The organism is Finegoldia sp. P1-F-LS (assembly GCF_052932205.1).
Genome location: NZ_JBRFJH010000050.1, coordinates 1 through 255 on the forward strand (window position 1 = coordinate 1; position 255 = coordinate 255).

1 rRNA gene is annotated in these 255 nt (G+C 52.9%); it reads right to left on the reverse strand.

The features are described 5' to 3' along the window. Positions 1 to 255 (reverse strand): 23S ribosomal RNA (locus ACU68Y_RS09240); the annotation flags it as partial.

Here is a 255-nt window from a genome sequence, read left to right on the forward strand (position 1 = left end):
CTCCAGCTCCAGGATGAGACGAGCCGACATCGAGGTGCCAAACCTCCCCGTCGATGTGGACTCTTGGGGGAGATAAGCCTGTTATCCCCGGGGTAGCTTTTATCCGTTGAGCGATGGCCCTTCCACTAGGTACCACCGGATCACTAAGTCCGACTTTCGTCTCTGCTCGACCTGTATGTCTCGCAGTTAAGCTCGCTTTTGCCTTTGTACTCTTTGAATGATTTCCAACCATTCTGAGCGAACCTTTGAACGCCT